General features: G+C 43.2%; 23 protein-coding genes and 1 pseudogene. 15 read left to right on the forward strand and 9 right to left on the reverse strand.

Annotation, left to right across the window (positions count from 1 at the left end; all coding sequences use genetic code 11):
• Window positions 1-128: 128 nt before the first annotated feature.
• Both ACT3S4_RS05530 and ACT3S4_RS05535 read right to left on the reverse strand, forming a co-directional pair.
• The gene (locus ACT3S4_RS05530) at window positions 129-1,325 is read right to left on the reverse strand and encodes an amino acid aminotransferase (protein ID WP_201539159.1); all 1,197 of its coding nucleotides are present in this window, start codon (window positions 1,323-1,325) and stop codon (window positions 129-131) included.
• 165 nt (window positions 1,326-1,490) lie between these two features.
• Window positions 1,491-2,420: a LysR family transcriptional regulator gene (locus tag ACT3S4_RS05535; protein ID WP_443518364.1), complete on the reverse strand. Its 930-nt coding sequence runs from the start codon at window positions 2,418-2,420 to the stop codon at window positions 1,491-1,493.
• A 145-nt stretch (window positions 2,421-2,565) separates the two neighbouring features.
• Here ACT3S4_RS05535 and hppD point away from each other — a divergent pair, with 145 nt between their 5' ends.
• The 7 genes from hppD (at window position 2,566) to fhuB (ending at window position 11,494) form a co-directional block, all read left to right on the forward strand.
• Entirely contained in the window at window positions 2,566-3,666 is a 1,101-nt protein-coding gene (hppD, locus tag ACT3S4_RS05540) for a 4-hydroxyphenylpyruvate dioxygenase (RefSeq protein WP_045447873.1), read from the forward strand.
• Between the two features lie 188 nt (window positions 3,667-3,854).
• A complete protein-coding gene (gene phhA, locus ACT3S4_RS05545; RefSeq protein ID WP_443518366.1) occupies window positions 3,855-4,811 on the forward strand; it encodes a phenylalanine 4-monooxygenase in 957 nt (318 codons plus the stop codon).
• A gap of 126 nt (window positions 4,812-4,937) precedes the next feature.
• Window positions 4,938-5,279 carry a 4a-hydroxytetrahydrobiopterin dehydratase gene (locus tag ACT3S4_RS05550; protein ID WP_201501314.1) on the forward strand — a complete coding sequence of 114 codons (342 nt, stop codon included), beginning with the start codon at window positions 4,938-4,940 and terminating at the stop codon, window positions 5,277-5,279.
• 92 nt (window positions 5,280-5,371) lie between these two features.
• Window positions 5,372-6,760, forward strand: a complete 1,389-nt coding sequence (nhaC, locus tag ACT3S4_RS05555; RefSeq protein ID WP_055124079.1) for a Na+/H+ antiporter NhaC — start codon at window positions 5,372-5,374, stop codon at window positions 6,758-6,760.
• A gap of 633 nt (window positions 6,761-7,393) precedes the next feature.
• Window positions 7,394-8,158, forward strand: a complete 765-nt coding sequence (locus ACT3S4_RS05560) for an ABC transporter ATP-binding protein (RefSeq protein WP_443518368.1) — start codon at window positions 7,394-7,396, stop codon at window positions 8,156-8,158.
• Window positions 8,159-8,309: 151 nt separating this feature from the next.
• Window positions 8,310-9,329, forward strand: coding sequence for an ABC transporter substrate-binding protein (locus tag ACT3S4_RS05565; protein ID WP_444760656.1), 1,020 nt, complete (start codon window positions 8,310-8,312; stop codon window positions 9,327-9,329).
• The gene (fhuB, locus tag ACT3S4_RS05570; RefSeq protein ID WP_443518371.1) at window positions 9,326-11,494 is read left to right on the forward strand and encodes a Fe(3+)-hydroxamate ABC transporter permease FhuB; all 2,169 of its coding nucleotides are present in this window, start codon (window positions 9,326-9,328) and stop codon (window positions 11,492-11,494) included. The genes ACT3S4_RS05565 and fhuB overlap by 4 nt, the downstream gene beginning before the upstream one ends.
• 155 nt (window positions 11,495-11,649) lie before the next feature.
• Here fhuB and ACT3S4_RS05575 read toward each other — a convergent pair whose 3' ends face one another.
• Window positions 11,650-12,000, reverse strand: a complete 351-nt coding sequence (locus ACT3S4_RS05575; RefSeq protein WP_443518372.1) for a DUF3817 domain-containing protein — start codon at window positions 11,998-12,000, stop codon at window positions 11,650-11,652.
• A gap of 187 nt (window positions 12,001-12,187) precedes the next feature.
• Here ACT3S4_RS05575 and ACT3S4_RS05580 point away from each other — a divergent pair, with 187 nt between their 5' ends.
• From ACT3S4_RS05580 to ACT3S4_RS05590, 3 genes and pseudogenes are all read left to right on the forward strand, one after another.
• Window positions 12,188-12,838, forward strand: a complete 651-nt coding sequence (locus ACT3S4_RS05580) for a glutathione S-transferase (RefSeq protein ID WP_443518374.1) — start codon at window positions 12,188-12,190, stop codon at window positions 12,836-12,838.
• Between the two features lie 467 nt (window positions 12,839-13,305).
• Entirely contained in the window at window positions 13,306-13,731 is a 426-nt protein-coding gene (locus ACT3S4_RS05585) for a hypothetical protein (protein WP_443518376.1), read from the forward strand.
• Window positions 13,732-13,896: 165 nt separating this feature from the next.
• A pseudogene (locus tag ACT3S4_RS05590) lies at window positions 13,897-14,214 on the forward strand (IS1595 family transposase); the annotation flags it as partial.
• Between the two features lie 136 nt (window positions 14,215-14,350).
• Here ACT3S4_RS05590 and ACT3S4_RS05595 read toward each other — a convergent pair.
• The 3 genes from ACT3S4_RS05595 to ACT3S4_RS05605 all read right to left on the reverse strand — a co-directional run bounded on the left by ACT3S4_RS05595 (window position 14,351) and on the right by ACT3S4_RS05605 (window position 17,734).
• Entirely contained in the window at window positions 14,351-15,904 is a 1,554-nt protein-coding gene (locus ACT3S4_RS05595; protein ID WP_444760657.1) for a M16 family metallopeptidase, read from the reverse strand.
• A gap of 69 nt (window positions 15,905-15,973) precedes the next feature.
• A complete protein-coding gene (locus ACT3S4_RS05600; RefSeq protein WP_444760658.1) occupies window positions 15,974-17,485 on the reverse strand; it encodes a M16 family metallopeptidase in 1,512 nt (503 codons plus the stop codon).
• Between the two features lie 84 nt (window positions 17,486-17,569).
• A complete protein-coding gene (locus tag ACT3S4_RS05605) occupies window positions 17,570-17,734 on the reverse strand; it encodes a hypothetical protein (protein ID WP_157908393.1) in 165 nt (54 codons plus the stop codon).
• Window positions 17,735-18,600: 866 nt separating this feature from the next.
• Between ACT3S4_RS05605 and ftsY the strand changes: the two genes are divergently transcribed.
• Both ftsY and ACT3S4_RS05615 read left to right on the forward strand, forming a co-directional pair.
• Entirely contained in the window at window positions 18,601-19,512 is a 912-nt protein-coding gene (gene ftsY / locus ACT3S4_RS05610) for a signal recognition particle-docking protein FtsY (protein WP_443518466.1), read from the forward strand.
• A 78-nt stretch (window positions 19,513-19,590) separates the two neighbouring features.
• A complete protein-coding gene (locus tag ACT3S4_RS05615) occupies window positions 19,591-20,163 on the forward strand; it encodes a methylated-DNA--[protein]-cysteine S-methyltransferase (RefSeq protein WP_443518380.1) in 573 nt (190 codons plus the stop codon).
• A 102-nt stretch (window positions 20,164-20,265) separates the two neighbouring features.
• Here the strand turns inward: ACT3S4_RS05615 and ACT3S4_RS05620 are convergent, their stop codons facing one another.
• Window positions 20,266-21,015 carry a YebC/PmpR family DNA-binding transcriptional regulator gene (locus tag ACT3S4_RS05620; protein WP_443548434.1) on the reverse strand — a complete coding sequence of 250 codons (750 nt, stop codon included), beginning with the start codon at window positions 21,013-21,015 and terminating at the stop codon, window positions 20,266-20,268.
• A 400-nt stretch (window positions 21,016-21,415) separates the two neighbouring features.
• Between ACT3S4_RS05620 and ACT3S4_RS05625 the strand changes: the two genes are divergently transcribed.
• The gene (locus tag ACT3S4_RS05625) at window positions 21,416-22,246 is read left to right on the forward strand and encodes an ion transporter (protein WP_045446426.1); all 831 of its coding nucleotides are present in this window, start codon (window positions 21,416-21,418) and stop codon (window positions 22,244-22,246) included.
• Between the two features lie 48 nt (window positions 22,247-22,294).
• Here the strand turns inward: ACT3S4_RS05625 and ACT3S4_RS05630 are convergent, their stop codons facing one another.
• Together ACT3S4_RS05630 and aroQ are read right to left on the reverse strand one after the other, a co-directional pair.
• Window positions 22,295-23,596: an ABC1 kinase family protein gene (locus tag ACT3S4_RS05630; protein WP_314885083.1), complete on the reverse strand. Its 1,302-nt coding sequence runs from the start codon at window positions 23,594-23,596 to the stop codon at window positions 22,295-22,297.
• A 162-nt stretch (window positions 23,597-23,758) separates the two neighbouring features.
• The gene (gene aroQ, locus ACT3S4_RS05635) at window positions 23,759-24,295 is read right to left on the reverse strand and encodes a type II 3-dehydroquinate dehydratase (protein ID WP_314886443.1); all 537 of its coding nucleotides are present in this window, start codon (window positions 24,293-24,295) and stop codon (window positions 23,759-23,761) included.
• Between the two features lie 477 nt (window positions 24,296-24,772).
• On the opposite strand from aroQ, the gene ACT3S4_RS05640 reads away from it, so the two are divergent.
• Window positions 24,773-24,988, forward strand: a complete 216-nt coding sequence (locus tag ACT3S4_RS05640) for a cold-shock protein (RefSeq protein WP_011513806.1) — start codon at window positions 24,773-24,775, stop codon at window positions 24,986-24,988.
• A gap of 278 nt (window positions 24,989-25,266) precedes the next feature.
• A complete protein-coding gene (locus tag ACT3S4_RS05645; RefSeq protein ID WP_314886446.1) occupies window positions 25,267-26,421 on the forward strand; it encodes a DEAD/DEAH box helicase in 1,155 nt (384 codons plus the stop codon).
• Window positions 26,422-26,652 lie beyond the last annotated feature (231 nt).

The raw sequence follows: 26,652 nt of genomic DNA on the forward strand, positions 1-26,652 counted from the left end.
TAGGGACGTTGATGTTATTTGGTAAACTAAATAGGAAAAACGTAGGACATAAAAAAAGGCTGAGCACTCGCTCAACCTTTTTGTGAATCGCTATTACTGACTACCGCACCATTTTAATGCGTGCTCACTCAGTCTTTTAAGACGTCTGCCATGGCATTGGCCACATAGTCGATGTTACTGGTGTTCAGTCCAGCCACACACATACGTGAGTTGGAAACCATGTAAATGCCAAACTCGCTTTGTAAGCGTTCGACTTGCTCAGGCGTCAGACCAGTAAAGCTAAACATACCGTTTTGACGGGTAATATAGTCAAAGTTGCGGTTCGGGATTTTGGCTTCTAATACTGATTTTAGCTGTAAACGCATGGCTTTGATACGGTCGCGCATTGCATAAACTTCGCCAACCCATTGCTTATGTAGTGCTTCGTCGTTCATAACGATATCGACCACACGACCACCATGTGATGGCGGGCTTGAGTAAATACGGCGTACGGTAGCATTTAACTGACCGAAGACGCGCTCTGTCTCGTCAACCGTTGGACAAACAACTGATAGACCGCCGACACGCTCACCATATAGTGATAAGTTTTTAGAGAATGAGTTGCTGACAAACAATGGCAAGCCCATATCGACAGCTTTACGAATCGCATAAGCATCGCTGTCCATGTCTTCGCCAAAGCCTTGGTAGGCAATATCCATAAATGGAATCAGTTCGCGCGCTTGAACGACGTTTAGCACGGTATCCCATTGCTCACGGGTCAAATCTAGACCTGTTGGATTGTGGCAACAAGGATGCAGCAAGATCACATCATTTTTATTCAACGTCTCAAAAAACGCAATCATTTCATCGAACTTGATGCTGCTGTTGGCTTTGTCGTAGTACGGGTATTTACCCACTTCGACATCAGAGCCTTCAAAAATAGCAATGTGGTTGCCCCATGTTGGATCACTCACATAGCATTTAGATTGTGGGAACCATTCATGGATGAACTCAGCGCCGACTTTTAACGCGCCAGAACCGCCAATCGTAGCGATAGTGGCGACCAAACCATCTTTTAAAATCTGTGCGTCTTTACCGAACAGTAATTCCTGACAGCCTTTACGATGTCCTGGTAAGCCTGCCATCGGTAGATATGGACGCGGCGCAATAGGATCGGCAATGCGTTCTTCGGCTGTTTTTACACAGTCAAGTACGGGCAATACACCATTTTCATCATAATAAATACCAATGCCTAAATTGACCTTTTTAGGATTGTTATCTGCTGTATATTTTTCCATCAGCCCTAAAATTGGATCACCAGCATAATAGTCGATACGTTCAAACATGTTGTTTCCTTATGAAATATAAATCAAGCCGCCAAAAATCATAGAGCAAATTGACGGTTAACTCAATATGAGATTCAATTATCTTGCATAATTAATAAAATAGTTGATTGCGACTATTGTGTTTCAAGCATTTTTAAGCACCGATGATGTCTGTATCAGCGATACTTAAGTATGCTGTAAGTCATTAAAATGACTGGAAAAATAGCTCTGCAAGAAGTCTTTGAAAGCAATAGTAGCAGGTGATAACGCACGAGAAGAACGCTGATAGATAAAAAACTGCCGCATTTTAACGGGTTGTGCCAGCGGCCTCATTTGTAAGCCATTGGCGCTAACCCAGTCAATGACTTCGGGCATATAGGGCAAACATAAGGTAATACCGAAGCCTTGACGGGTCATCTCAAGCGCGGTGGACATAAAATTGACTTTGTAACGTGCCTGTTGGATATGGCTGGCGATCTGGTCATCCAACTCGGCTGTTACTTGTTCAATGAAAGGACCTTGCAGCGTGATGAGCGGAATGTCTAATAAATCCTGCCACGTTATTTCATGTTTTTGTGCCAGCGCATGGTTGTCAGGCATCACCACACAAAATGGCAGCTGATATAACAAATCAGCATTGATATCGTCCTCAGCCTCCATAAATCCAAGCTCAGTACCGACACCCAAATCTACTTCAATGTCCTGAATATGTCTGAGTAAGTTTTCTGCCGAACAATCTAATAGCGACACGCCAATCTCGGGATGTTGTTTGGAAAACTGGGCGATGACCGCTGGCATAGAGGAAGCTGCAAACTGCGAGACAGCAAGCCGTACTTGACCCTGCGCCAAGCTCGTCAAACTGCTCGCCTCATTTTCAAACAGCTGCATCTCATTCAAGATACGCCGTGCTTGCGGCAATAAATGCCGTCCTACTACCGACAGAGACAGCTGGCGGGTAGTACGGTCGAACAGCACAATACCGAGGCTGGACTCTAGCTCCTTAATCAAGCCGCTAACGGCAGATTGTGTCAAATGCATCTGATCGCTGGCACGGGTAAAACTGCCATTGTCAGCGACTTGGATAAAAGCGGTTAATTGGCGAATGCTGATATTCATAAGTAAACCTGATAAATAAATCATAAAAAACAATTAGTCTTATAAATAAACCTAATCTAATATAAATACATCGTCAATAAGAATTATTGATTGAAGACATTTTTTATCGCATTTTTACCACCAATTGAAATTAAGGATGATTACAATGGCAGATTTATTTGACAACCCAATGAGCCTGAATGGGTTTGATTTTGTTGAATTCGCCTCACCTCAACCGGATGCGGTCGACGCATTGTTCAAACAGCTTGGCTTTGCTCATGTCGCCAACCATCGCTCAAAAGATGTGGCGCTATACCGTCAAGGTGACATCAATCTTATTCTAAATCGTGAACCAAAAAGCGAAGCCAGCTATTTCGTTGAAGAGCATGGTGCTGGCGCTTGTAGCATGGGTTTTCGTGTGCAGAATTCCAAAAAAGCTTATGAGCGTGCCATCGAAATGGGCGCGCAGCCAGTAGACGTACCCACTGGTGTGATGGAGCTGCGCCTGCCTGCTATCAAGGGTATCGGTGGCTCACTGATTTATCTTATTGATCGTTATAAAGATGGTGAGTCTATTTATGACGTCGATTTCGAGTTTTTTGCTGATGTAGACCGTCGTCCTGTCGGGCATGGTTTCAAAGTCATCGACCATTTAACCCATAACGTTTACCGTGGTCGTATGGCTTATTGGGCAAACTTTTATGAGCGCATCTTTAACTTCCGCGAAATCCGCTTTTTTGACATCAAAGGTGAATATACGGGTTTGACCAGTAAAGCCATGACAGCACCTGATGGCAAAATCCGTATTCCATTGAACGAAGAGTCAAAGCAGGGCGGCGGTCAAATTGAAGAATACTTAATGCATTTCAACGGTGAAGGTATTCAGCATATTGCTTTAGCCAGCGATGATTTGTTTGCCAGCATCGATAAATTAAAAGCAGCGGGTATCCCGCTTATGACCGCTCCAACCGCGACTTACTATGAAATGCTGAGTGAGCGTCTACCAAATCATGGCGAAAATGTCTCTGAGCTACAGATGCGCGGTATCTTGTTAGATGGCACCACTGAAGGCGGCACACCGCGTCTGCTACTACAAATTTTCTCTGAAACTATCTTAGGTAGCCCTGTCTTCTTCGAGTTTATCCAGCGTAAAGGTGATTACGAAGATGGCTTTGGTGAAGGTAACTTCAAAGCCCTATTTGAATCCATCGAGCGCGATCAAGTCCGTCGTGGCACGGTTGGTCAGCCAGAAACTGAAACACCGTAAGCGCCTCTACATTTAGGGAAAAATCCATAAAATAAACGGGCAGGGCAAAAGGAGTTTGTCTTGTCCCTAATAACCACTGCGCTCTGTAATACCATGTGTTCAATGCGATGACTGAGCTATGGTTCAGTCATGATTGAAAACGACTAGCAAAAATTCAGAGTGCCAATGGCAATAAAAGGAATGCAGGCATGGAACGCCTACCACATACGAATTCTGTTAATAAAGCTATCGGTGCCAACAGCGTTGCTTGCAAAACGCTAGGCACTGATGCTGCCAGTCACGATAATTCTGCTGATAAAAAGCAGGATTCTATGCCTAAAAAACAACCTTACGTGTCACATCAGCCAGATAGCCATGGTCATATTCACTATAGTGATGATGAAAATGGTATGTGGCAGGCATTGCTTGAGCGTCAAGCCGAGCAAATACCTAACCGTGCCTGCCCAGCCTATCTAGACGGTTTAAAAAAACTGAATTTGCCCGCTACGCGTATTCCGCAGCTGCAAGACATTGATGCAGTATTGCAAGCCACGACTGGTTGGCAAACTGCCGCTGTCCCTGCATTAATCAGTTTTGGTAAGTTTTTTAAATTGCTTGCCAATAAATCCTTTCCAGTGGCAACTTTTATCCGTCGATTTGATGATATGGACTATATCGAAGAGCCTGATATTTTTCATGAAATCGTTGGACATTGTCCGCTTTTGACCCATCCTGCCTTTGCGATGTTCAATGAAACTTATGGCAAGCTGGGTCTTAACGCCACTAAAGAAGAACGGTGGTTTTTGGCACGGCTCTATTGGTTTACCATCGAGTTTGGTTTGGTTGGAAAGACACAAGATAACCGTAGAATCTATGGCGGCGGCATCTTAAGCTCACCGTCTGAGACAGTTTATGCGCTCAATGCTGGTTCTGAGCAGCAAGCCGAACCTCAACATCAACCGCAAAATCAACCAGAGCACCGAGCGTTTGACTTGCTTGATGTGTTACGTACCCCTTATCGTATCGATCATATCCAGCCGATTTATTATGTCATTGATGATTTGGATACATTATTTGATATCGTCAATAGCGATATCATGGGAATGGTCAAACAAGCCATGTCACTAGGATTGTTCGAGCCTAGTTATGCAGTAAAAAACGCCTAATGCATGGTTAAGACAAACGGCATCATTTGAATGATGTAGCCGTAAATGACAGCGTCAACATGGACGTAACTGTATTAAACATAACAGTATTAAAAAAATGAATAGTTAACATAAAAGGACATTATAATGACGACATTATCACAAGCCAGCTGTGAGGCCTGCCGCATTGGCGCGCCAACGGTCAGCGACATCGAAGCACAAGAGCTATTACAGCAAATTCCAGATTGGTCATTGATCGAGGTTGATGGCATTAAGCAATTACAACGTCAATATAAATTCAAAAACTTCGTCAAGGCGATGGAGTTTGCCAACCAATTAGCAGACATCGCCGAAGCAGAAGGGCATCATCCTGGCATATTGGTAGAGTGGGGCAAGGTGACGGTAACGTGGTGGTCACACAGCATTAAAGGTCTGCATCGCAATGATTTTGTCATGGCAGCTAAGACCGATAGTCTGCTGGATCAATAATGAGGGTAGCAATCGCTATTGCAACTCATTAAACTTGTCCGACTCAAAGCCAACCCTAACGCCAGATTTGACTGGCAAGCTAAGGATGTGTGATGCCTCCAAAAATATTAACCCAAATTTCACCTCAACTGGCATTTATGATTTCTGCCATTGTCATCGCTATTATGGGCGTTACCATGATAGGTTTTGGCTGGGTACCGCATTTATCATTGATACTCGCTATTTGTGTCTTGCTGGGCATTGGCCTGTTTAAAGGCTTGACCTTTGACGATATGCAAGCGCAAATGGCATCGGGTGTCATGCGTGGTATCGGTGCGATCTATCTATTCTTCTTTATTGGATTGATGGTCGCCGCTTTAATGATGTCTGGTGCTATTCCAACGCTGATGTATTTTGGTTTTCAGTTGATATCGCCAGAGTATTATTACATTTCAGCCTTTGTATTGACCTCTATTATTGGTATTGCCTTGGGCAGTAGCTTGACCACCGCGGCGACATTGGGCGTGGCTTTTATTGGTATGAGTAATGCCTTTGATGCCAATGTGGCGATTGCGGCTGGTGCTGTGGTTTCAGGGGCGTTTTTCGGTGATAAAATGTCGCCGTTATCAGACACCTGTACCATTGCTTCATCGGTGGTGGGTATTGATTTGTTTGAGCATATTCGCAATATGATGTATACCACGGTACCAGCGTGGATACTCACGGTCATTATTTTTTGGTTTTTCTCTGGGCAGACCGCAGGCTCTGACTTGAGTCAAGTAACCGTATTGCAAGGTCAGTTGATTGAAAGTGGTTTGGTACATGGTTATGCGGTATTGCCATTTGTGGTACTGGTTGGGTTGGCGGTTTTTCGTGTCAATGCCATTTATACGATTATCTGTACCATTGTGGCAGCATTGATTATTACTTACTTGCACAGCTCGCCGAGCTTTGGACAATTAGGCGGCTATTTATTTGCAGGCTATGCACCAGCTGAATCGTTAGAGCTGGGTGAAGTCGGTGGTATGCTATCGCGTGGCGGTGTGCAGAGTATGTTCTTCACTCAAGCGATTGTGATATTGGCACTCAGTCTTGGTGGCTTGCTCACAGCATTGGGTATCTTGCCAGCACTGTTATCGGGGATTAAAGACACATTAACCACATCAGGACGCGCCATATTTGCCGCTGCCATGTCTGCTCTGAGTATTAACGTGCTTATTGGCGAGCAGTATTTGAGTATTTTATTATCTGGTACTGCCTTTCGTCCGACGTTTGAGCGTTTGAATTTACATCCTAAAAATCTGTCTCGTACCATTGAAGATGCAGGTACGGTCATCAATCCTCTAGTGCCGTGGAGTGTGTGCGGTGTGTTTATCAGCCAAGCATTAGGCGTGCCTGTGCTTGATTATCTGCCTTATGCGTTCTTCTGTTATTTATCGCTGTTACTAACGATATTGTTTGGTTTTACGGGAATTACCATCAGCCGACTCAAGAGTCAGTGACCCGAAAAACTTTTGTCTCTAAACTCTGCATTAAAACGCTAGGGCTTGTGTCTTCTAAGACAACACAACAAGCCTTAATTTTTATTTATACCCTTGCAATCATTTGAGACAAGCTGATAGGTGTTGAGTACGATATACCAGATTTGTAGCTCGCTAAGTTGAGTAGTAGGTGCTGTACGTGGGATTAAAAACGTTTGTTCAAGAGATTGAGCAGACGTTTTTTTGTGTCTTTCAATAATACTTGTACAGCCATTGCTTCGGCATAGATAGTCGTTACTGACGTTGGTATTCGACAGCTCTTCGGTGTTTAAAGAAATAAAAGCGACTAAAAATCCAATCAGCTTATCTCAACTCATGGAAGTGTTCTTCATTGAGTTGAGTAATGGTTTGTGCGAGTTCAAAAATGATTAAGGGGATAAAAGTGATAAAGAATTATGCTTGTATTTAAGGGTTGCGTGTCACAGATAAAAGAAAATCGGTCGTATAGATACTTACAAGCAACAGCGAACGGGAATAAAAAGAATGGCATTTTAAGTTAATGATAATTGTTTTTATTATCGTTTACGAGTAAAATCAGTTTTTATTGGCTGTCCAATATAAATACAACGATTTAAATTAATGATGAGTACCGATATGTTACGTGCAAACCAATTGACCATCAGTCGCCAAGGTAATACCTTACTAGACAATGTAAGCTGTGAGATTGATAGCAACCAATTGGTCGCTTTGGTTGGACATAATGGTTCAGGAAAATCGACTTTAATCAAAGCGTTGGCAGGCGAGATGATGAGTAGTGGCGGTAGTATCAGCTTGGATGAGCGCCGTATCAGTGATTACAGTAGCAAAGCGCTGGCGCGACAAATGGCATATTTGCCACAACAACTACCAGAAGCCGCTGGGTTTTCAGTACGTGAGTTGGTCATGCTAGGACGTTATCCGCACCAAAAATGGCTGCAAAAGCCCAACCAAATTGATAAAGATAAAGTAATAGAAGCCATGCGCATCACCCAAACAGAGGCGTTCGCTGACCGCATTACGGCCACGCTTTCAGGTGGCGAGCGTGCTCGCGTTTGGCTTGCTATGTGTCTGGCACAAGACACCAGATATTTATTACTTGATGAGCCATTAGCCGCGCTTGATATGCACTATCAGCTTGAAGTTATCCAGCTTATACGTCGTTTGGTGGATGAGCAGGGTTTGAGTGTGGTTATTATTTTGCATGATATTAATTTGGCCGCGCAGTATGCCGATCGAGTTATCGCCTTAAAAAACGGCCGTATTTGCCATAATGGTGATATCGGCAGCACCATGCAACCGACAGTATTGCACAAGATTTTTAACGTCGATATGCAGCTGCTTAGTCATCCTATAACGGGGCAGCCAGTCGCTGTTGCCTAGTAGGGCATATCATCAATCTGAACGAAAATGAATAAGTAGGCTAAAAAGGGTTAAATTTTTATAACCATTTTTAAAATGAGGGCATGCCCTAGTATTTGCCTCATCTTTTTCATTTCTGATTTTCTCTTATTCGCGCAAAAGATAGGCCGCTATGTTTCCTGCTCTTTATAAATATCTGTTCTCTTTAATAGCCATAAAATCTTTCATAAAACCTTTTATAAAAGCTGGCTCAAATCTCACTATCAGTAAATATAAGTGGTTGCCGCTTATAGCAAGCTTAACACTGAGCATGGTGCTGACGGCCTGTCACCAACCAATAACGGCACAAAAAGACGCTCAAGTGGGCAATGCAGATAACGCTAACATCAATATAGTCTCACCTGATTGGGGCAATGCGGCAACCTTGACCGCTATGGGTTACCCCCCGATAGCGACGGGTGATGTGAGGGTGTGGGACAGATGGGTAGGTACGCCTGAATTGCCAACCTCAATCATTGATTTGGGCATTCGCTATCAGCCTAATGCGGAATTGGTTGCCCAATTGCCTGTCGATTTGGTCGTCGATAACTTTTTTTATGAGCATGCCCGCAATCTCTATGGAGATGTGCCCTCTGAGTCGGTCATGTTCGCCGCTAAAGGTGATACTGCAACTTGGGCAGATTATACTGAGCCGACTCGTCAGTTGGGACAGCTAATTGATGAACCAGTCTTGGCTGAAAGCTATATTACAAAAAGTCAGAAAGATATCAAACTGGCAAGTGAGCGTCTGCAGCAGCGCTATCCAAAAGTAAAGAGATTTGCCGTTGTGCAGTTTGCTGATGCCAATAACATGCGCATGTATGTCAAAAATAGTTTGTTTCAGCCCGTGCTAAGCCAGATGGGCAAAGAGCTGGATGTATTAGGCAAAGGCAATCAATGGGGGTTTGTCCCTATTCGAATGGGCGACTTGGCTCAATTGGATAATGAGACCTGCCTATTAATCATCGATCCTTTAAGCCCGATAACCCGATCTGAGATTAAAGACAGTTTGGTTTGGCAGCGTCTAGGCTATGGCGACGAGCGTTGCGTAGGTGAGCTGCCACCCATATGGATTTATGGTGGCATGTCGTCACTGGTCGGTTTGGCAAATAATTTATCAACAGTGACATTAAAAGGTGGGGCAGCATCATGACTATTAATACTGCCCCACAGACTCATCACTCTCATACCAATAATACTACTGATTATGTCAAACCTATGACTTCACTTGCAGCGTCTCAGTCGCCCACATTGAAAACACCATCAGAGCAACACTCCAAGCTCATGCAAAAACCTCCCAATCCAGCACCAAAATTACCTCGGCAACCACCTTCGGTATTTGAGGATACATGGCGCATCTGGGCAGTAATGATTATCCTTGTAATATTGTCAGTATGGAGCACGTGGGCATTAATCGCTCAGGAGTGGACACGCCCAATCAGTGATTTGTTTATTCCAAGCTCGCAATTGGATATTATCAGTCTTGCGACGCAGCTGCATATAGTGGCGACCAGCATAGTGGCGCTATTGGCAGGTGGTCTGCTTGGGGTTGTCAGTATTTTGCTACAGCAATTGGTCAAAAACCCATTAGCGTCAGATACCACATTGGGCGTCGGTGTTGGTGCGCAATTGGCTATGCTCATTGTGACCTTGTTTTTGCCAAGCTTAGCGATTTATGGCGGACTTTATGTGGCCTTTGTCGGCGCGCTTATTAGTATGGGACTGGTCTTTGTATTGTCAGCACCCAGTCGTTTTAATCCGCTCATTTTAATATTGGCAGGCTTGGTGGTAAACATTCTACTTGCCGCCGTGGCCAATGTTTTGGTGTTGTTTTTTGCTGAACGTAGTAATGGTATGCTGTCGTGGGCGGCGGGATTTTTAGCACAGAATAGCTGGCATACCAGTACGATGCTAGTGATAACGGCCGTCGTGATGGCGGTTGTCTGTCTACCCTTGTTAAAACCATTAACCTTGATGAGTCTCGATGACTCACAAGCCAAGCGCTTGGGCGTGCCGATTAACGGTATCCGTGCATTGGTGGTGCTTATTGTGGCGGTCGTTACCGCCTTGGTGGTTAGCGAAGTTGGTCTAATTGGTTTTATCGGTCTTGGCGCTGCCAGTCTGGTCAATGCGTTGGGAGTTGCTTCTATTAGCAAACGTCTGCTTGCAGCCTTTGTCTTAGGGGCGCTGCTTTTATGGCTGACTAGCAATGTTGCTTTATTACTCGAACCCATCCTAAATATGCAAATTCCAGCAGGGGCGATGACGGGTATTCTCGGTGCACCACTGATTATTTGGCTGATTTTGCGTCAGCGCCGTGAGCGGATAGAAACAGTAACCCCGATGCTAACGGGCAAGCATGCACCTGTGTCATGGTGGCGCTGGGGTCTTGGCGTGGTAATGATAATTATAGTTGCCTGTGTTTTTGTCCAAGACGTCAGTGGCTGGGGACTAAGTACCGATTGGGCGATCACCCAGCAGTATCGGCTACCGCGCAGTTTGAGCGCTGCGGCAACGGGTCTGATGTTGGCCATCGCTGGTGTATTATTGCAAACGCTCACCCGCAATCCGATGGCAAGTCCAGAAGTATTGGGTGTGAGCTCGGGCGCGGCGCTTGGGGTTATCTTAGGGTTTTTACTGCTACCAAGCTTAGGGCTATCTGCCGGAGCTGGTACTTTATTAATCTCAGGACTATCAGGAGCGATGGCTGTGTTATTGCTGGTGATTTGGCTGGCACGTAAGGTAAGTTCTGGCTATCTATTACTGGTCGGTATCGGTATTGCCGCGATGATGGATGGGGTGATGCACATGGTCAAGCTATCTGGCGACCCTCGTTTAGAGGCGATGCTTAGCTGGTTGTCTGGAACCACTTATAGCGCTCAGCCTAGCACGGTGTGGTATCTTATCGGCATTGCTCTCATTCTATTTGCCCTCAGCTTACTGCTTATCAAACCCTTAAGAGTGCTTGGTTTGGGTACAGGGGTCGCTCGTAATTTAGGGGTGGCAGTGACACCAGTGACACTCGCGTTATTGGTGTTGGTAGCGGCGCTAAGTACTGCCAGTACGCTTGCGGTTGGGCCATTGAGTTTCATTGGTCTAATGGTGCCACATTTGGCGACGTCACTTGGTGCGGTAAAGCTTGAGCGCCAGTTGCCATTAGCGGCTTTGTTAGGCGCAGGGGTGATGGTAATAGCAGACTGGATTGGGCGTTATGTCATTTTCCCTTATGAGCTGCCTGCGGGTACGATTGCGGCTATCATTGGTGGTGCGTACTTTTTATGGCTGATTCGTAAAGTGCCAGTCGCAGTAAGTGAATAGTTTTTATAGGAAAATTAATGACTGACGAATAACTATAATCAGCCATCATGATCAGTCATTAATACATACCGTCCAGCGCTTAAATAGCGCTATATCTTAAAATCACCAATGTTCGTCATGTTCAGTAAGTTATTTGACATTACTTTGAAGGGGTTTTAAGCTTTTTTATTCAAGCTCTTTTTTAATAAATGATCGAATATAAACGGACCAAGGGGCAAAAAGGATCCGAGTACCCCTGCTGGCATCGCCCAAAGCGGCATTTTTATTTTGGTAGTGGCTATCAACAGCATTAAAATATACGCGATGAACAATCCGCCATGAGCCATCCCTATGTAGGTGACCGCTTCTGCAATACCCATCATATATTTTAGCGGCATGGCGATGCAAAGTAGTAATAAAAAGGACGTACCTTCTAAGTAACCCATGATCGTAAGAATCTTTAATACAGAGTTCTGATCTTTTGTGAGATGAGGTGTCTCTGTGATAGTTGTCTGAGCCTGCGACACTATATCTTCCTTTTGTTTTATAATAAATAAGGTAAGGGTTTTTCAATGCCGCTATGATACTGGCTTTGTTCAATGCTTTGAAGTATTAATTTTACCAACCCTTAATAGAGATCAGTAACGAAACTAAATGACTCTTGATGTTAGTGACTCTAAGGCTGCTGATCTCGTTTTAACTGTGAAAAAATATATGACTGCTTACTCCCTTTCTTGTCTTTACTCTTTTCGTCGCTGTCCTTATGCCATGCGCGCGCGTCTCGGTCTGTTGTTTGCCGAGTTGCCGGTAGAGCTACGGGAGATAACCTTAAAAAACAAACCTGCGAAAATGCTAGCGATTAGTCCAAAAGGCACCGTGCCCGTTTTACAGCTCGCTGATGGTGTTGTGATTGAAGAGAGTCGGGAAATAATGGAGTGGGCGCTTGAACAGCAAGATCCACAAGAGCTGTTGAACCCTAAGACTTTGCATCAAGGTAATACGTTAATTGAGCAAAACGATCAGGAGTTTAAGCATTGGCTAGATCGCTATAAATATGCTGACCGTCATCTTGAAATGACCCAAACAGAATATCGGCAAAAAGGTGAAGCATTTCTACAGATTTTAGAAGAGTTGCTTACTAAAAATACTTATTTGCTAGGAGACAGTGTGACCATTGCCGATATCGGTATTATGCCATTTGTCCGCCAATTTGCTCATGTAGATCGCGACGTTTTTTACAGTTTGCCTTATCCGAAGCTGCAAATATGGCTAAAAAACTGGCTTGCGCATCCATTATTCATACAAGCCATGACCAAGTTTCAACCTTGGCAAGATGGCGATGAGCCAGTGATTTTCCCTTCTTAGCAAAAGTAGCTCACTCATTTCTTTGTAAATATTTCATCAATCTATTTTAGATATGTCTAGCAAGAATCCACGCGTCATTAAACAATCTCTAATAGTGAAGGAGCTGTTTACCCTCACTATCTTGATAGACCTCAACAGTACTATTCTCAAAATAAATATCAATCTATGGCGGTTTGATAGCCGCTTTTCATAACCTTTGTATCAAAGGGGTTGAATGTCTATTGTGTACACTTGTACTCTTAGGTTAGAATGAACATAAGTGTATCATTATATAAATATTCTTGAGTGAGCTCAATTACGAATTGATTGGCATGGTTGTGAAAGTAACTTTTGTACGAGTGTGAATATAAGAGTGCGCAAACAACGAATCCACATGCCAGTTATAGTGACGCCGATGGCTTTGCTTTTTATACGCGATAACCACTTAATTCAACCCTAATCCCAACATTTACGAAGGACTGTTTGAAATGTTAAAAAGTGCCATTAAAGAAACTGAATTAGAAAAAACAGATATCATATTAGTAAAAAATATTTTAGAGATTGGTATTCAAGATGATTATGCTGACAAGATAGCGGCTGATTATATCGAGACGTTAGCCCGCGCAAAAAGTGATAAAAACAGTCTCTTATATAAATCATCTAAGGTAAAAAAGTGCTATAGACAGTCGGATCTGCATAAATCTATCAACCGCATTATTTATAAGATCGAGCCTTTAAGGGTTGCTATTATGCGTGAAGGCCTAGCATTGCAGCAGGCAGTGGCTGAAGGCAATAAAGAGATGGCTGATGAGATTATTAAGGTTGTCGTTAGAATGAAGCTAGAAAAAAGTAAACTTGAGAAAAATCTTAGTGCACTTATGGGTAATGTAAAAAAGCTTAAGCTCGCTAGCTAATAAATTAGGGCGTGTTGAACATTGGCAACGTCATCTAAGAAAGCTAAAAACCCTTTATGCTATGCGAAAAATAGTATAAAGGGTTTTTAGCTTTCTAACTTGCGACTTATTCATATGACATATCATATGAAATAGCTGTATTGTAAGTATTACAAGAATCAGATTACCCTAATGCCCGTTATCAAGCGTAAAATCAAGCCTGACAGCTTTGTTTATACTGATAGTTATCGAATTTACCATGCATTGGATGTGAGCGAGTTTAAACACCTCAGAGTCAATCACTTTAAAGAGTTTACTTGCGGTAAAAGCAATCACATCAATGGCATTGAGAACTTTTGGAATCAGTCTAAACGAACACTCAGAAAACATAATGGGATCGATAAGAAGCATTTCCATTTATTTTTGAAAGAGTGCGAGTTTAGGGCTAACTATGGCGCACCGTCTAATCAGCTTAAGATACTAAGAATATGGTGTGATATTTAATCCTTATCTATTACAGCCCCTTATTTTTTGTATGGACAACCCACTATCGACTTTTATTACCACTCATAAAGAGTGCTAACCTATAAAGAAGTGCTGGGCAATACTAAATAGTGTTGCCCAGCATTTTTTTGTGCGGCTATTTATTGGTCTTTTTATCTTTCCAAGGATCCTCTTGTCCAACGGTGATAATCAGGAAATCATCAGGCTTAAGGGTATCTTGCATGGTTTGATTGACTTCTGATAGCTGTACTTGGTCCACACGTTTGACATAATCAGTCAGATAGCTATTTGGTAATTGATAAAAATTCATCATCCCAAGTAAGCCATTAATTCCCGCATTGCTCGCAAAACCCATCGGAAAGCTATTCTTAAGATTGTCCGTCGTTAAGCGCATCTCAGTGCTGGTGATACCTTTTTCTAAAGTGTCATTGATAACGGCTAAGCTGGCATCAATGGCCGCGCGCGCCTTGTCATTACGCGTTGAAAAACCGATTTGGTACGGTCCTCGTGCCAGCATGGGATTCATAGAGCCTGATATGCCATAAGTGTAGCCCAAGTTTTGTCTAATCTCAGTCATGAGTCGCGCATTAAAATCACCGCCTGCAAGTACCTCATTACCAACCGCAAAGTTGGTTTGCTTCTGCTGAGACTGGGGATTGGTGGCGCGCTTATCTCCCAATTGTCCCATAAGTACGGTGGTTTGAGTACTTGGAAAAGGGATATGAATGTGCTTGGCTTGGCTCAGTGGTTTTGGTTCAGGCAGCTCAGTTGCAGGCTGACCCTTCGGTAATTTGCTAGTGATATCTTCCGCAAGTTTTTTTGCTTGCTCTAAGGTTAGATTACCAGTGATGGCAACAGAGGCATTTGCTGCGACTAAGTAGCGGTTTTTGAAATCTATTAGCTGTTGCTTTTCGATAGTAGGAACGCTTTCAAGCGTACCCGCTGATGGATGGGCGTAAGGATGCTCGCCATACAATGCTTTGCTAAATGCGATGCTAGCAAGGCTGTTGGGATCTTGTTTTTGCTGCTGTAAGCCAACCAATAATCGTGCTTTATTACGTGCTAGGATGCTGTCGTCAAAAGCGGGTTCGCTGAGCATCTGAGTCATTAAATCAACGGCTGGAAGTAGATGCTTATCATCAGATAAGCTACGTAGCGAGACAATAAACATGTCTTTATAAGCACTACTGTTTAGATTGATGCCCAAGGTTTCGACAGCGCGAGTAAATTCATTTTCGTCTAAGCGTTTAGAGCCTTGCGTCAACATAGTGGCAGTCATATTAGCAATACCAAAACCTGTGTTACTAATACTGCCATCACGGGCGCTACCAGCGTTAAAACGCAAGTCGATATCGACAATCGGTAAGGCTGTTGTTTGTACAAAACGTACGGGAACGCCTGCCTTGGTTTTGAACTGCTGAATCGTTGGGATGGTAACGGTTAACGGTTTATCATCGTCAAGGCTAGTTAGCTTTGATAGTGCGGCAATCGGTGCGCTGGTATCCACTGCCGAAGAGCCACGATATTCTTCAGCACCTGTTGTGTTTGCTTGTGCTGTCATCGTCAACGTTGTTAGACCTAGCAAGATGCCAACACTAAGATGCGACAGTTTTTGCATGGTGGCGGTTGCTGATGGTATTGAGCTGCACGCTTTTTTTCTATTTTGCAACAAATCACTATTTTGAGTCATGGTTTTCTTCTTATAAATAAGGTCTTTATGATTGGCGCTTGTATCGAATAAAGAGCTAACACGGCGCGATTATTTCTCTGTGGCTGTTTGGTTTTTAGGTGGGATGACATGCATCACTGTTAAATTCTCCTTTACCAAATACTTTTTGCTAGCAGCTTGTATGTCAGCAATCGTCACGCTATCGAGTTTGGTGGGCAATTCAGCAAGCAGCGTATCGTCAAGACCGATAGACTGTAATGAGCCAATCATCTGCGCCTGACCTTCCATACTGTCTTGCGCATAGACGAGCCCTGTGACCGTATTGGTTTTGGCACGCTCGATTTCATCGGCGGCGATGGGATCGGTTTTGAGCTTTTCTATTTCAGCAATAATGGCTTGTTGTGCTTGCTCTAAGCTGACACCTTCACGTGGAGTCGCTTGTATCAAAAACAGTCCATCGCCACGATCTAGCAAGTCATATGAAGTGCCCACTGTGGTCAGCAGACCTTGCTCGCGTATCAATCGACTTTCAAGGCGCGCAGAGAGACCACCGTCTAATACATCTTGAGCCAGTGAGAGCGCATAAGCTTGTTTTTCATTAGCTGCACCAGCAGTGACGAGACTGGGTACGTTATAACCCATTAACAATACTGGCACTTGTACGGCTTGCTCGGAGTCGACTTGTTGATAGCCACGGAAGCCTTTTTGACTGACGGCAGGACGTTTAGGTAGATCGCTTGGTGTTAGCTCACCAAAGTAACGTTTGACTTGAGCCAACACCTCTTGCGGTTTAACGTCGCCAACGATGACTAACGTTGCATTGTTTGGTGCGTACCATGTTTTATACCAGTCTTTTAAATCTGTAAGGGTGATGGATTCAAGCTCATCCATCGGACCAATAACGGATTCGCCTTTTGGACTATTCGGGAGTGCCAATAAGCGAAATGACTCATAAGCCTTGGCAAGTGGATTATCATCAGTGCGTTGGCGGCGCTCCTCCATGACCACTTGGTGCTCTTTGGTAAATTCCTGCTCATTAAACAGTAGGTTTTTCATACGATCCGCTTCTAGCTCTAATGCCAAAGGAAAGCGGTTGGCAGGGAATAGCTCGTAATAGCCCGTATAGTCGTAGCTAGTAAACGCATTATTGACGCCGCCAAATTTAGCAATCAAGCGCTCATAGTCGTCGCTCGAAACGTTAGTAGTGCCTTTAAACATCATATGCTCAAGCAAATGCGAGATGCCCCCTTTATCCAGTGGCTCATCTGCTGACCCAACTCGATACCAGATTTGAGTCATTACCACAGGTGCGCGATGGTCTTCTTTTACCACTACCTTTAGACCGTTTTCTAATTGATATTCGTGTCGACCTGACATATCCATGGTCAATGCTGATGAGGGCTGAATGTCTTGACCTGATTTAGCGGTATTTAGCCCATCTTTACCCAAGGTATTTTGAATGACTGGCTTCTGAGCAGTCGACAATGTGTTGGCGCTGATAGTACTGGTTTGGCAAGCAGCAAGAGTCGTTGCTATTGCTAAGGCACAGGCAAGACGTAGAGAGGCGGCAGGTAAGGGCGACGGTGATAAAGGCAGTGGCATGGTATATTCTACTTATATAAAATGGCAACTTGTAAATTGATCAGTGGTTAGAACACTCTCAATACTAGCGATAGATAGCAGGTTTTATAAAGATTTATGTGCCCCAACCATCACACTGGCTGTTGGCTTAAATTCTTGGGTGGTATTGCATCCTGTCGCAGATAGCACCAGTGTTGCTACTAATAAAGCTGCGCTGATGCTGATTGCTTTTTTACCGTACGTTTTGTCAGTATTAGATAGTGATGGCATAGATAATTCCTAAAAATGAGGGTTGAGTGAGCGATAGTGAAGTAGTTGTTAAGTTTTGGAATAAGGCTTGTTCTACAATAAACTCTGGTAGAGTAGGCGAAGTTTAGCATGTGTAAGGTCAGATTTTTGTTGCCAAATCTTAAGCGAAACTTTCTAAAGGGATGGTATGACTTGCCAGATTTGCAAAAATTGACGATAGGCTATGATGGTAAGGTCTGAGCACAACTCGAATTATGATAAACTAGGCTAAAAATTGACTGTCGTGGGTCATGGTCCATGACAAAAACATGACGATATACCAACCCATTTAAAATAATCAAATAACTGACCGTGATAACTTTTAGGGCAAGCTTATGAATAACTCCAATAATAGCAGTCGTGTAATCATTAATCTCGATGGCAATCTTGATGACTTAGATGACGATGATATTACCTTACCCAGTCTGCCTTCGCAATCTGTGCCCATTATCGATGAGAAAGAAGATGCAGGCTCCATCCAAGCGCCCAATGATCAAAGCATCGAAGATCAGCAACAAGACAGCACGATAAACAAAGATGTCTCAAGTGCTGGTGCGGCACAAAACATTGCTTTGGGTGCGCCAATTGTGAGGACAGAAGAGCAAAGCACGTCTAAGAACGCCTCTGAAAGCTTTATAAGCGCTTCCTCAACTGATAACGATAATAATAAAAATATTGATACTAAGCTTAGCACTATTTCTACTGCCCCAACCATGCCATTACAAGAGCAGCTTGGCGATAGCCCAAATGTCAGTCCTGCGAGTAGTGCGGTACAAGCGACCACTCAAGCAGAAATCGAATCTACAGAGCTGCAAGAAAACAAGAAAAAAGGCAGCTGGTTTAACCGCATGAAAACGGGGCTAAGTAAGTCGCGTAAAAATCTTGCCGAAGGTATGGTCAGTATTTTGATCGGTGGCAAAGAGATTGATGATGAGCTATTGGAAGAAGTCGAAGATCAGTTATTGGTGGCCGATATCGGTGTCAACGCGACCAATCGTATTATCAAAAGTCTGACCGAGCAGACAGATCGTGGTGATTTAATTTATGCACATTCATTATATAAAGCGTTGCAAACTGAATTGGTTGATATTTTAACGCCAAAAGTCGCACCACTCATTATTGATACCAGCAAAAAACCTTTTGTGATTTTAGTTGTGGGTGTCAACGGTGTCGGTAAAACCACGACGATTGGTAAACTTGCCAAGCGTCTACAAGGCGAAGGTAAATCCGTTATGCTGGCTGCTGGCGATACCTTCCGTGCCGCTGCTACTGAACAGCTACAAATTTGGGGTGAGCGTAATAACATTCCAGTCGTCGCTCAAGGTCACGGCTCTGATAGTGCCTCTGTTATCTTTGATGCCATGCAGTCTGCCAAAGCAAAAAATATCGATGTATTAATCGCTGATACTGCTGGACGCTTGCAGAATAAAACCCACCTGATGGCAGAGCTTGAAAAAGTGGTACGCGTCATGCGTAAAGCTGATCCAAGCGCACCGCACGAAGGCATGATTGTCCTCGATGCTGGCACGGGTCAAAATGCGATTAATCAAGTAGAACTCTTTAACAAAATCGTACCATTAACCGGTATTACCATTACCAAACTAGATGGCACTGCAAAAGGTGGCGTGGTCTTTAATATTGCTGAAACGACGGATGTGCCGATTCGCTATATTGGTGTTGGTGAGTCGATTGATGATTTACGTGCCTTTAGTCCAAAACAATTTGTCGCCGCCTTATTTGAGACCGATGATAAAGAGTAGCGCTCGATAGGTCATTTTAATAGATCATTTTAGTCGATGAACGATTTTTGAAAATATCATCATTTGAAAGGAAGCATCATGATAGTCACCACAGCCGCTTTTGGCGCACACCAGCTAACGTTAATTGCGAGTGTCAATGAGCATAGTCGTCCTAAGCTGGTAGAAGTCAATTGGCTGATAGCAGGTGACTCTTGGCATAGCTCAAAATCTATTCCCAAACTTAAGAAGCATTATGGGCTTGTCGATCAGAGCTTTACGTTTATCAATGAGGACAGCCTAAGCGAAAATGAGCCTGCCCAAGCGCTACTCATAGAGACTATAGCGCAATTAAAATCGTATTTTAAAGGTGATCGTCAGGCATTCAATTTGCCATTAGATATAAGCTTAGGAACCAAGTTTCAGCAACGAGTTTGGCAAGCGTTACAAGATATTGGCTATGGCGAAACAATAAGCTATGCGACACTGGCACAAAATGTCGCTAGTCCCAAAGGGTTTCGCGCGGTTGCTAATGCTAATAGTAAAAACCCTTTTAGCATTATTGTTCCGTGTCATCGAGTCATTGCTAGCGATGGTAAGCTTGGTGGCTATACAGGTGGACTAGATAAGAAAACATACTTGCTAGCGCTCGAAGGTGTCACTTGCAAAACCTAGTAGGAGCGAAGCATTCGTCACATATTGCTAAACAAAAAAAGGCCAAACATTTAAAACGTTTGGCTTTTTGATGTGTGAGACATAAAGGGTTGCTGGATAAAACTATTGCTCAAGTTGCGCCATTACCGCATCTGAGAAGTTCACATTGCTATAAACCTCTTGCACATCATCGATATCTTCTAACATATCAATCATTTTCATGACTTTTAGTGCATCATCGACATTGTCTATTTCAGCACTGGTAGACGGTGCCATGGTCACTTCAGCATTGTCGGAGACCAAACCTGCAGCATTAAGCGCATCTTTAACATGACCGAAATTTTCCCATTCAGTGATGACGAGCAAGCTGTCACCATCATTCTCGATATCAAGCGCACCTGCATCTAATGCCACTAGCATGACTTCATCTTCTAGGCTTGTATCATTAAAGATGATTTCACCGCGCTTATTAAATAGATAAGCGACCGAGCCAGTAGTACCTAGATTGCCTTCATTTTTGGTAAAGGCGTGGCGTACTTCACTGACTGTTCGGTTAAGATTGTCAGTCAAGGTTTCGACAAGTACTGCAACGCCGCCGATGCCATAGCCTTCATAGCTTACTTCGTCCATATTGTCATTGTCATCACCGCCTGTACCACGAGCTACTGCACGGTTGATGGTATCTCGTGTCATATTGACAGACAGGGCTTTTTCAATGACAGCACGTAGGCGCGGATTCTTGTTAGGGTCAGGATCACCTTGCTTGGCAGCAGAGACAATTTCACGAATAATTTTAGTGAATACTTTACCTTTTACCGCATCCTGACGGGCTTTACGGTGTTTAATATTTGCCCATTTTGAATGGCCTGCCATATAACATCCTTAAGTTTTGCGTATTATTTATTGTGCTTAAAACAAGTTTTAATAACAATCTTTTACTATGAGTGTGTCATGAATGAGCGTATTTATACATTTTAAGATTTTTCAATCTGCATGATGACACACCTCAGATTACCTGTTTCTATGATATAGCTTTCACTATCTCTTTGAAGTAACAGAGCTACCCACACGTTAACGATTTGTATTTTGTTGAGAGTGCTTTTTTGCTACACTGTGGCAACTTAGTGATTGTATTCACATGTGACCTGTGAGCAATATTATAAACCAATTTTATCTATTTTGACTAACTTGGCCTTATCCAGCGTATTTTAAATCATTGGTTGCCATCAATCCATTAATTTTATATCGCTACTGACTCGATACTACTGACTATATGAAGCAACCGACGGCTGAAGCCATTACCCACCTGCGTAACCGCATTCATATTATTATTGAAGGCACAGATACCCGTTTGGGTAAACTTTTTGATATTGTATTATTGATTGCGATTTTGACCAGTGTGGCTGTGGTCATGCTTGACAGTGTGCTATACATGCGCCTGCAATATGGCACTATATTCTTCTATGCTGAATGGTTTTTTACCATTTTATTCACGATAGAGTATGCGCTCAGGTTGTTTTCAGCACCAAACCGCGTGCGTTACGTCTTTAGTTTTTTTGGGGTAGTCGATTTATTGTCTGTGCTACCAAGTTACCTAAGCCTTATGTTTGTGGGGGTACAGTATCTATTAGTGATACGGGTTTTGCGTATTTTACGTGTGTTTCGCGTACTCAAGCTCAAAGCTTATATGCAACAAGCGGGATTTTTGGCCTCGGCGCTTAAAACCAGTCAGCAAAAAATCACGGTATTCTTTTTGTCGCTGGTATTATTGGTCACGATTTTCGGCTCGATTATTTACGTGGTAGAAGGCCCTGAAAATGGCTTTACCAGTATTCCGCTGTCTATCTACTGGGCAGTCGTCACCATGACCACGGTCGGTTACGGTGATATGTCACCCAAAACACCGCTAGGTCAAGCGATTGCGAGCATGGTCATGATTACGGGTTATTCGATCATTGCAGTGCCAACGGGGATTTTTACTTCTGAGCTGGCACGTAATATGCGTCCGCAACTCAATCCCGTCACCTGTCCTAATTGTGGCAAGTTCGGTCATGCCATTGCAGCAGAATTCTGTGATCGTTGTGGACACGCTTTGCATATTTAGCCGTGTTTGTGCGTTGTCTGCTTTCGTAAATATTTATATTTTATATCGTTATACATCAATGTATTCACTAACGAGCGGTGATAAGTCAATCTCAACACCGAGGTTGACCAAGTTCCAGTATTGTCCTGATACCGTGCGATCTAGCATCATGGTGGTTGCAGAAGGTTGGAATTGACCAAAGTACTTCAACGACGTCCGCATTTGAGCAATGACTTCGTGATGAACCTGACTTTGACCAAAATCAAAAGCGCCTTGTTGATAAGGTTGAATAGACAGAGGCTTTAGCCCAATGGATAGCCATTTCTCATAAAACTCTCCGGGGATATTTTTATCGTCATCACGGCGAATATCAAGAGCGATGAGATCCTGCTCAAGGGCAGTCACATCTCCTTTAATGGCATGCCTGGCAAAACGGCGGAACAATTGAACTTCGCTGTCACTATAGCTACGAATGCCGCCAAAATCATAAGCCACCACACTGCCATCTTTGCGAAAGGCAAAGTTGCCGGGATGTGGGTCACAGTGCATACGGTATAAGCCAAATAGTTGTCCTGCGGTAAAGTGGAACAGGCGCTTGGCTATGTCTTGTTTGATGTCATTATCCCAAGTCGCCGCGACCGTTAGGGTTTCTCCCATCTCTTCTGTTAGGGTTAAAATCCGTTTAGAAGAGTGGCTGCTAATGACTTTAGGAATAATAAGACCTTTGTCTTCTGCATGAAATGCGCCAAACACTCGTAAGTTATGCGCTTCTTTAATATAGTCCAATTCATCATGTAAACTTTGGCGAATCTCGTTGAACAGTTGCTCTTGCAATTGTTTGCTCATATTGAGCACACCCGCGATTTTTAGTGCCATGCGTACTTGTTTGAGGTCACTGTCACAGTTTTCATCGACATCAGGATATTGAACTTTAACCACCACTTTTTGACCAGATGGCAAAACGGCTTTATGCACTTGACCGATGGAAGCCGCCGCAAACGGTGTTTCTTCAAATTCGCTAAATAATTCTGCAACAGGCGCTTTAAGCTCGCGCTCAATTTGTGCACGTATCTGTGCATAGGGCATGGGCGGCGCATCTTTTTGCAGCTTTTCTAACGCTGTCGCCACTTCTGGTGGGAACACATCTTTATATTGCGAGGCAATTTGTCCGACCTTCATCACCGCGCCTTTCATTTCACCCAACGTTTCGGCTATCTGAATGCCCACATCTTGCATCAGCTCTGAGCGTGCTTGCAAACGTTTTTCTTCGTCACTTGAGAGGTGCTTAAATGAGTTTTTAGCTGCTTTGCCGGCAATGCTTGCTGTCATGCCAGCCAATTTCATAAAGCGCTTTCCAGACGATTTTGCCATTCATATCACCATATAGTGGGTTGTTTGCTCAGCCATAATTTTAGTATTTTAGTCAAACAATTGCTGTTTAACTCGTGTGCTATTGATAAAGCATAGTTATACCATTCATGGTTTTCGGTTTTCGGTTTTCGGTTTTCGGTTTTCGGTTATCAGAATTAACCATTAGTCGCTGATTGTGACAGAGTAGAGGCTATCAAGCCAGTAGGACAATGCCATTTGATAACCCAGATGCCCCAAACCACAAATAACACCAACAGCGACGTCGCTTAGATAGGAATGATGGCGAAAAGGTTCGCGCGCATGCACATTGGATAAGTGTACCTCTATAAACGGTTTTTGTGTGGCCAAGAGCGCATCACGTAACGCAACCGAGGTATGAGTAAAGGCGGCGGGGTTAATGATAATGGCATCTACTTGCAGGGCGGTATCCGCTAAAAGTCCATGATATTGGATGTCATCTATCAGTTTACCTTCATGATTGGATTGTATACATATCAATTCAATACCGTACTGAGCTGCACGTGCGATCAGACGTTCCTCGATATCTGCTAGTGTCGTATGACCATAAATCTCAGGTTCGCGCTTACCCAATAAATTCAAATTGACCCCATTAACCAGCAATAACTTATGAGTGAGTGTTTTATCGGCATTTTGCTTCGAAGGCGTGACGGTTGGTATAGACTGAGAAGGAGAGGTCATAATGGTCTCTATAACGATGAAACGAGGTTGAGGATTTATTATTTGTTATAAGGTTTAGATACTATATAAGCATAAAATGGCATAAGCGTAAAATTGCACAGTTTAATCAAAGCTTTCTCTTTATGATAACAGCTTGATGGCGAGGTTATAAAAAAATTACAGGAAAAATAAAGCTAAAGGTAAAAAATCATGTTAAATGTCTTTATGTTGCTAAAAACCCGTGCTATGATATTTTTTATGCAATAATTATTGCAAGTTTGTTGCTACTGCCGAAGTAGAGCAATCAGTAAGGCAGTCGTTAAGTTTGTAAATACTCACTGTGTTGCTACATACCGTTATTTGCTATAGATGCGGTATGTAGGTGATAGTAGTAAGGATAGTACTCTTAAGTTTTTGATTTCATCATCTTAGATCCCGTTTATATGCAATGTTGCAAAGGAATTTGGGGCTAAGCGGACTTTTTTAGGAAGCAATATTATGTCAGCTCGTGAGCAAGGTATCGTTAAGTGGTTTAATGACTCAAAAGGCTTTGGCTTCATTCAACGTGACAGCGGAGAAGATATTTTTGTCCATTTCCGCGCGATTCAAGGTGATGGCTATCGTTCTTTAAAAGATGGCGAAAAGGTCGAATTCAGTGTGGTAGAAGGTGATAAAGGTCTTCAAGCTGAAGAAGTCAGAAAAGTAGAAGAGTAATCTATCCAGTCATTAGAGCGGTTTAGCTATAATGTCTGTAGACACTACTGATATACTACTGAGTCAAGCCCGTTTTATCTTACCCATGTTGAGTCAAAATCAGCATGTTTGGTGGGATTAGGCGTTAGGCTTGGCTTTTTTTATGCCCGTATCTCAGTCAGCTATATATAGATTTCATATTGTTGTTGCTGCTTAATTTAGATAGCAATATAACGGGTTATCATGAGTCTACTTATTATTAGTAATGAACAAGTGATTAATTTAAAAGGATATTTTTTTTGAGTAATTTTACCACGTTTACTGATTTGCCACTTTCAGCACCGACCTTACGTGCCGTAAGCGATCTAGGTTTTACGGCATTGACGCCCATTCAAGCACAAATATTACCGCATACCTTGGCAAATCAAGATGCTATTGGACAGGCGCAGACGGGTACTGGCAAGACGGCAACCTTTCTATTGACTATTATGGAAGCCTTGCTTAAACGTCCTTTTACCAGTGATGAAGAGCGTTATTTGGGTGAGCCGCGCGCCGTTGTTATGGCACCCACTCGCGAGCTTGCTCAGCAAATATTTGATGATTGTATCGCTCTAACCAAATATACTTCGCTACACAGCGTTTGTATTATGGGTGGCACCAATTATGAGACTCAGCAGCATGAGCTTGAGCGTCAATATGTCGATATTTTAGTAGCGACACCTGGTCGTCTGATTGATCTTGCCAATAAGGGCATGGTTTATTTAGATCGAGTGGAAGTACTGGTGTTAGATGAAGCAGATCGCATGCTAGATATGGGTTTTATCCCTGACATCAAGCGTTTGGTCGGTCGGATGCCAGCCAATACAGACCGTCAAAGCTTACTGTTTTCTGCCACCTTTAACCAAGATGTGATGAATTTAGCCTATCGCTGGTTGCATGAGCCGCAGTTTGTTGAAATCGAGCCAGAACATAAAACCAGTGAGTTAGTCGATCAGCACTTTTACTTACTGACAGAAGATCAAAAATTAGAAGCGTTGCAGCGTATCATCAGTGATACGGCAGTGGATAAAGTGATTGTCTTTGCCAATCGTAAAGACCAAGTCAAGCGTCTCTATCATAAGCTGCGTCAAGCACATAAAATTGTGATGTTGTCAGGCGATGTCATTCAACAAAAACGCGAAAAGTATTTACAGCGTTTTAAAGATGGTCATGCTTCTATCTTGGTGGCAACTGATGTCGCAGGACGCGGTATCCATGTCGATGATGTTAGCCACGTGGTTAATTATACCTTGCCTGATCAGCCAGATGATTACGTGCATCGTATTGGTCGTACGGGTCGTGCTGGACAAACAGGCATCAGCATTAGTTTTGTGAGTGAAGATGATGCTTTTAATATACCCGCGCTAGAGAAGCATTTAGATACTAAGTTTACCCTTGAGCAGTGGCAAGAGTAGTGATTTATAAGCCGTCAGTTCTACTATAGTCAAAGAAAAATAAAACCGATACGATTGTATTATGGTGCTACTGGTACAAATTTTACTTGCTTGCTGTATTCACAGAGGCTGCGAAAATTTTATCCCAGCAGCACTGTAGTGATTTAAAAATACTTTGACTATATAGTGTACAGCTGTCGGAATCATAAAAGCCCTCAACGTCATGATTGATGTTGAGGGCTTTTTTATATG

The sequence above is a fragment of the Psychrobacter sp. AOP30-A2-5 genome (assembly GCF_052378115.1).
Taxonomy (GTDB): domain Bacteria; phylum Pseudomonadota; class Gammaproteobacteria; order Pseudomonadales; family Moraxellaceae; genus Psychrobacter.